Here is a 6,758-nt window from a genome sequence, read left to right on the forward strand (position 1 = left end):
ACTGGAGTTTCGTGAATTTTCTATGATTCTTTTCTCCTTTAATCTTTGCGTTCTTTGCGGTCGATTTCTTTGCGTTCTTTGCGATTAAAAAAGGATAAACCACAAAGGGCACAAAGTAGTAACGCAAAGGACACAAAGCGAAGAAAATAGGTAAAGCATTTTTTATCAATTCAACTTCAAAGGATAAGTTGCAAAAAAATCATCAGGCTTTTGAGCCTAATTTTGCCCTCTTTGAGCAAAATAAACAGATTGATAAGGATAAAGAGAATTTTAGAAGTAGCATAAAATTTACGAAAGTCCAGATACATCTCTTCTGTTGTTTTACTGACTTATTTTCCATAAAGTAATCTTAACATAAAAGAGATGAAATTACAATATACACAGAAATTTAAAGAGAAGAATTAAATACATTTTTAATATTTTTGGGGAATTAAATTTGGGGAATTAAAATGGAATTAAATGTCCATAAATGATTTTTACAAATAGTCCATAAATGATATTTCCGTAACACAAAATTCTTATCGGTTTCCGTAAGGCGTTAGGGAGAGCGTTGCGTAAGACATAAAGTTATATCTATGGTTCCAGGCATTGTGTTACCTCATTTCTTACCATCTTTTTGTATTTTTTGACATTTTGGAGTCCCAAAAGACAACCCAAAGGGTCATTAACCAGTCGATATAGCAGTTATTATTCAAAACTTTACTTAGAATTAAATACTCGTCCCTACTCGTAGTGAATTAACAAGATATGCGTGAACAATTACTACACTATGTCAAATTAGTGCTATAACTCTCTATATTTTTAGACAATTATGTCCAGTTGGCTTGCCTTCTCCCATTTCTTATGATAAAATGGAAAAGAAATAGAAGGTGAAAATTCTACCTCATCCTTCATTTAATGTCCCATAGGGACAATATATCGGTAAATGGCTTTCCATAAATTTCTACCAATATATCGTTCCTACGGAACTGATTGATTTGTCTATCTATTCCTACCGATATTATGTTCCTAACGGAACGATTATTCTCATGCCTTATTTATGGGTATTATCCTATGTAAACTTCCAGTTAATAACCGCTATAATACTTATTTTCGACTAACTGTTTTTAAGCCTTTTTAAACACCGAAAAACACAAAAAAAAGATATTTTCCTCTCTGCGAACTCTTGCATCTGTGCGGTAAAGGATTACCTGAACGGTTACGATATTTTTAAAAAATTTTCGGTCAGCCTCTTGACATATACTAAAATTTCTGCTATAATACCCCCACCCAGAAAGGGCAAAAATGAATGCACGGTCCAAAAGACCCAAAAAGCAATTTCTTATCAGTTTAAAAAAGGAGATTTGTTCAATGAAACATTTAATTACAGTATTGATAACCTTAATGATGTTGGCAGAAGGGTTAGTTTCTGCGGCACAGATAGTTCAAACTACATTGGATAATGGTCTGCGTGTGGTGATTATGGAAAATCACGCCGCACCTGTTGCCACAATGCAAGTTTATGTCTATAATGCCGGCAGTATCTATGAACAGGAGTATTTAGGGGCAGGAATATCACATTATTGTGAACATATCATTGCCGGTGGGTCAACAAAAAATCACAGCAAGGATGAAATCGAAAAGATTATCCAATCAATCGGCGGGGCATCTAATGCCTATACCTCATCAGACCATACCTGCTACTATATTTCTACCGCAAATCTATACTTTGATACGGTTATAGACCTTTTATCTGATTGGATTTTGAACTGTAACTTTGCCCCAGAGGAAATCGAACAAGAAAAAGGGGTAATTTTAAAAGAAATAAATATGATTGATGATGACCCGCAAAGGATGTTAAACAAAATCTATAATCAAACAATGTTTCAGCGTCATCCTGAACATTTTCCCATAATTGGCATCGCAGAATTATTTAAAAAATTAACCCGTGACGACCTTTTGAAATACTATCATCGAATGTATGTCCCTCAAAATATAATTGTTGTTGCGGTTGGTGATTTTGATTCAAAAGAGGTATTAACAAAGATAGAAAAGGCATTTGCCGATTTTAAAGGCAATCCTACTCCACCTATTTATATTGAGTCTGACCCAAAACAAATGGGGAAAAGGACAGTTGAGAAGGAATCAGATGTCAAACTTACCTATTTATTGATGGGATTTCGCACCGTGACGATTACTCATCCGGATATGTATCCGCTTGATGTCCTGGCCTGTATTTTAGGTCAAGGGGAGAGTTCAAGACTATATCGCGAGATAAAGGATAAAAAACAACTTGTTCACAGCATTTCTGCCTCATCTTTCACCCCACGATATGATGCCGCTGACTTTACGATTGAGGCAATATTGGATTATTCTAATATCCATCAGGCAGAAAAGTCTATACTCGATGAGATTTATAAATTAAAAAAAGAATCTGTTTTAGATGAAGAACTTGAAAAGGCAAAAACACAAATAATAAGTGAGTATGTCTTTGCTAATCAAACTGTGCAAAGTCAAACCAATGTTATTGGTAGAGATGTCCTTCATACGGGTAATCCTTTATTTCACGAAATTTATGTAGAAAACATAAAAAAGGTGACGAAAGAGGACATTCAACGGGTCGTAAATACATATTTTTATGATGATGCCTTAACCGTGACAATGCTAAAACCTAAAGGAGCAAAATTAGAGAAAACAGAAACGGCAAAAGAACAAATTGCGGTTGGAAAGGTAGAAAAGGTAGTTTTGGACAACGGTATGACCATTTTATTAAAACAAAATGTGAATGTGCCATTAGTCTATATTGGTGCATATCTTAAAGGCGGACTACGGTATGAAAATGCACAAAATAATGGTGTGTTTAATTTTATGGCAAGGATGCTGATTAAAGGCACAAAAAACCGCACTGCAGAACAAATTGCTAAACAGATAGATTCGATAGGTGGAAGTATCAACGCCGCTGGTAGTGAGGATTACTTCAATTGCTCCTTAGAAGTTCTGAAACAGGATATTAACCTATCTATGGATATAATTGCCGATGTTTTAATGAATCCTGTTTTTGACGAGGAGGAGTTAAAAAAAGAACAAAAGGCAATTTTAGCCGATATTGAGAGTTTAGACGATAATTGGAAGGCACAATCAGAGGTCTTTTTCAAAAAGACATTTTACAAAAAAAGCCCTTACCAATTTATCTCACTCGGGACAAAAGAAAGTATTACTAATCTAAAAAGGCAAGATTTGGTTGATGTCTGGAAAAGATATTGTCTGCCTAATAATATCATTCTAACTGTTTTTGGTGATATTGACCCCAAAATAGCAAAGGAATTAATATTGGAGAAATTTAAAGGGTGGGCGCCGGCAGAGATTACTTTCCCGGAAGTAGTTGTTGAAGAACCACTTTCTTCAAATGTTGAAGCGACTATGAACACGGAGAAAAAGCAGGCGGTAATCTTTATGGGCTACCCAGGAATGAAGGTCGGAGATAAGGATTGGTATACAATGCGGGTTATTGATGCCATTACCTCTGGCATTGGTTATCCTGGAGGCTGGTTACATAATACCTTGCGAGGTGAGGAATTAGTTTATTTTGTCCATGCCTGGAATGAGGTCAAACAAAACCCGGGCTATTACGCTATTCAAGCCGCCACAACGGTTGAAAATCTGGATAAGGCATTAAAAATTATCAAAGAAAAACAGGAATTAATCAAAAACGAATTAGTTTTAGATGAAGAATTAGATAGAGGGAAAAAAGCCTGCATTGTGATGGAGGCATTATATTTAAAGCAAACAAACTCATCCCAGGCATCATTATCCGCTCAATATGAACTTTATGGTTTAAACTATGACTGGCGGGATGATTTAATTGAAAAGATAAATGCTGTGACGAAGGAAGAAGTTAAAAGTGTTGCTAATAAATATTTTAACAATTATGTCTTGACTATTACTCGACCCAATTAATCATTAGTGGTTTATGATAATGCCTGAATAGTTATGAAGAAGTTAATCTCAGGTCTATTCCTTATTTTGATATGCCATAATTTATCCTTTGGAGAAATCAAGATTCCTACCATAAAAATTGAGGATGAAAATGACATCTGGGAATTATATATTGATAATGAAATTTCCTGGAATGATTATGAAATCTTAAACTACCTTTATCAACACCCTATTGATTTGAATACTGCAAAACCTTCAGAAATTCAAGAATTACCTAATATAACTTTTGACCTATCTTACCAGATTTATAATCAAAGACCTTATAAAACCACTTTAGATATAATCCCTATCGTTGGCAATGATATATTTGAACAAATTAAGGTATTTATTCAGGTTGAAGAATTATTGAAAGGAAAGTTTGACTTGTGGTCGAGCGAAACCCTTGAGGATAATAAAAAGGCAGAGGTTAATGCAAAATTAGGTGTTTATACTAAAAATATAAAACTTGGTGGTTTCGGTCAGCGTGAAGAGGAGATTAAATTAAAGAAAAGATATTTAATGTGGCCGCAAATCCTCATCGGTAATTATCAAGCACGATTTGGTGAAGGGATAACCTTTAATTCTGCCCATCGTAATTCATACCAGGGTGTTGTTCCGGATGATATGACCAGAAAGAGTGATATTCAAGATGGAATATTCATCGAGACATCTTTTGATAACTTAAATTCTGCTTTTTTCTATTCCTGTGTGGATTTAAGTAAGTTTCCAAACAATGTTTTATCGGAATTTGATGGTAAAGAGAAATTATGGGGAGGCAATCTTAATCTGGTAAAAGGCAATAATCACATCGGACTAACAGGTTATATCAGTAACCTTAATTCTAAAGATGAAAATAAACGGATTGAAATACTGGGAATGGACTTTATGAAAAGGATTAATACGGCAGAGATTGCCGCAGAAATAGCCAAAAGTAAAAATCAAGGCACTGGAATATTTCTTAGAGGGTATAAAAAGATAAGTAATTTTAAATATTGGCTCTCATTAAGAAGATATGAACAAGATTTTATTAATCCCCATAGTCAAATAAAAGAAGGGGATGAGAAAGGCGGTGAGGCTAAAATAGAGTATATCTCAGGGGACTTAAAACTTACAGGATTTGTCGATTACCATAAACATCCTTCTATTTTTATTACAGATGAAACATACTGGGGTTGTGTTGAGCACAAATTATCCCCTCGAGTAAAAATCAGGGGTAAAATTGAATATGAAGATAAAGATATAGTCCGGACTGAAGGTAAAAAGACCAATTATTCCTTTGAGTTAGACAATAATTATGAAAAATGTGAGATAAACTTTTATTATAAATATACCAGTGAAGATAAAAAGATTAGTGACTATGCCTATGTGAAGGGGATATATTATTTTAACCCCGGGATAACCTTCACTTCAAGGTTTAAATATGGTTCGGATGAAAAAAGGGAAACTTATGGACAGATAAAAATAAAAAGGCAGGGAAAGGAATTAATAACTAAATATACTTATACATCCTCTGAACCTCATCCACAGGCGTTTTATTTCAAGATAAAAGTAACATGGTAAGAAAGTAGAGGGAGATGGTGAGGTCTGACCCCACTATTCTCCCTGTGTTCATTCGTGGTTATATATTCCCTCTGTGTTCTCTGTGACTCTATGACTCTGTGGCTATATCTTGAACGGTTACCAGAGAGGGAATATATTTGGGATAAGTTTAAGTGGGGTAACAAAAGCTGGTATTAGAGCAAATGAGACAACAAAAAGATATTAAAAAGAAAGTAAATGATATTCTAAATGCCCCCAATATTTCCTTGACAATTTTAAGAATATAGAATATAATATCTGTTAAGATGAAATGTAAGGTTTTCATAGTAGTTTTACTTTTATCATTAGTATTTGCAAAATTAGCCTTTGGTATTCAGCCACTTGATGAACTTCAACCAATTATCCCCCCAAACAATGCAACTAATCAATCTATAAATACAAACTTAGTCTGGTCAGGGACAGGTGGTACTGTAACTTATGAAGTGTATTTTGGAACTCGTTCATTTACTCTAAATAAAATTGGAACTACTACTCTCACCATTTATGATAAATTACACCAATTAGCCTATGATACATGGTATATCTGGAAAATCATTGCTACCAATGGAACATTCACTGAAGGAGGTACCTGGACATTTAAAACTATCGACGATAAACCACCTGGAACACCAACTGGTCTTATTGCTAATGCAATTTGGTGGAATGAGATAAAATTATCCTGGAATGATACCTATGACGATGAATATGATTTTACTATTCAAAGAAAAACGGGTGTGGATGGAGTTTATAGCACAATAACTACTGTAGTTGCAAATACCACTTCATATTACGATAAAAATTTAAGTGAAAATACTACTTACTACTATCGAATAGCTGGACGGGATGGTTATGGATATTCAAATTATTCTGAACCAACATCTGCTACTACTCCTCTAAGACCACAATTTAACCCCTATGATAACTTATTTGACCCAACAAAAGGACAACAAGTAACATTTAGATATATTCTTTCATGGGCTGCTAAGTAACTGCTCATCATCAAGTGGCAATCTGCACCTTACAGTTTCAACAGCCACATAATATCTAAAGAACCGTTTTTTATGGCGAAGGGCCACATGGATAACAAACTGCACTTGTTTGCCCGATCATCTCTGCTAAGGATGGCAGCCTGTATTCTCCAGAAAGTCTATCGTATAAATACTTACGAAAATTCACTCCAAGCTTTCGACATGTATCCTTAATTGACAAAAATGTCTCCCAACTCC

The 6,758-nt window shown here is 34.6% G+C and carries 4 protein-coding genes; all 4 read left to right on the plus strand.

Annotation, left to right across the window (positions count from 1 at the left end):
* Positions 1-188 precede the first annotated feature (188 nt).
* The 4 genes from AB1414_13090 to AB1414_13105 all read left to right on the plus strand — a co-directional run bounded on the left by AB1414_13090 (position 189) and on the right by AB1414_13105 (position 6,521).
* On the plus strand, positions 189-347 hold the full coding sequence (locus tag AB1414_13090) for a hypothetical protein (protein MEW6608358.1): 159 nt from the start codon (positions 189-191) through the stop codon (positions 345-347).
* A gap of 1,003 nt (positions 348-1,350) precedes the next feature.
* Entirely contained in the window at positions 1,351-3,936 is a 2,586-nt protein-coding gene (locus AB1414_13095) for a pitrilysin family protein (protein MEW6608359.1), read from the plus strand.
* Positions 3,937-3,969: 33 nt separating this feature from the next.
* Positions 3,970-5,514 (plus strand): hypothetical protein, encoded by a 1,545-nt coding sequence (locus tag AB1414_13100; GenBank protein MEW6608360.1) that lies wholly within the window; start codon positions 3,970-3,972, stop codon positions 5,512-5,514.
* Positions 5,515-5,798: 284 nt separating this feature from the next.
* Positions 5,799-6,521 (plus strand): fibronectin type III domain-containing protein, encoded by a 723-nt coding sequence (locus AB1414_13105; GenBank protein MEW6608361.1) that lies wholly within the window; start codon positions 5,799-5,801, stop codon positions 6,519-6,521.
* Positions 6,522-6,758 lie beyond the last annotated feature (237 nt).

It is taken from the genome of bacterium (genome assembly GCA_040755795.1).
In the GTDB taxonomy this organism is placed as follows: domain Bacteria; phylum UBA9089; class CG2-30-40-21; order CG2-30-40-21; family SBAY01; genus JBFLXS01.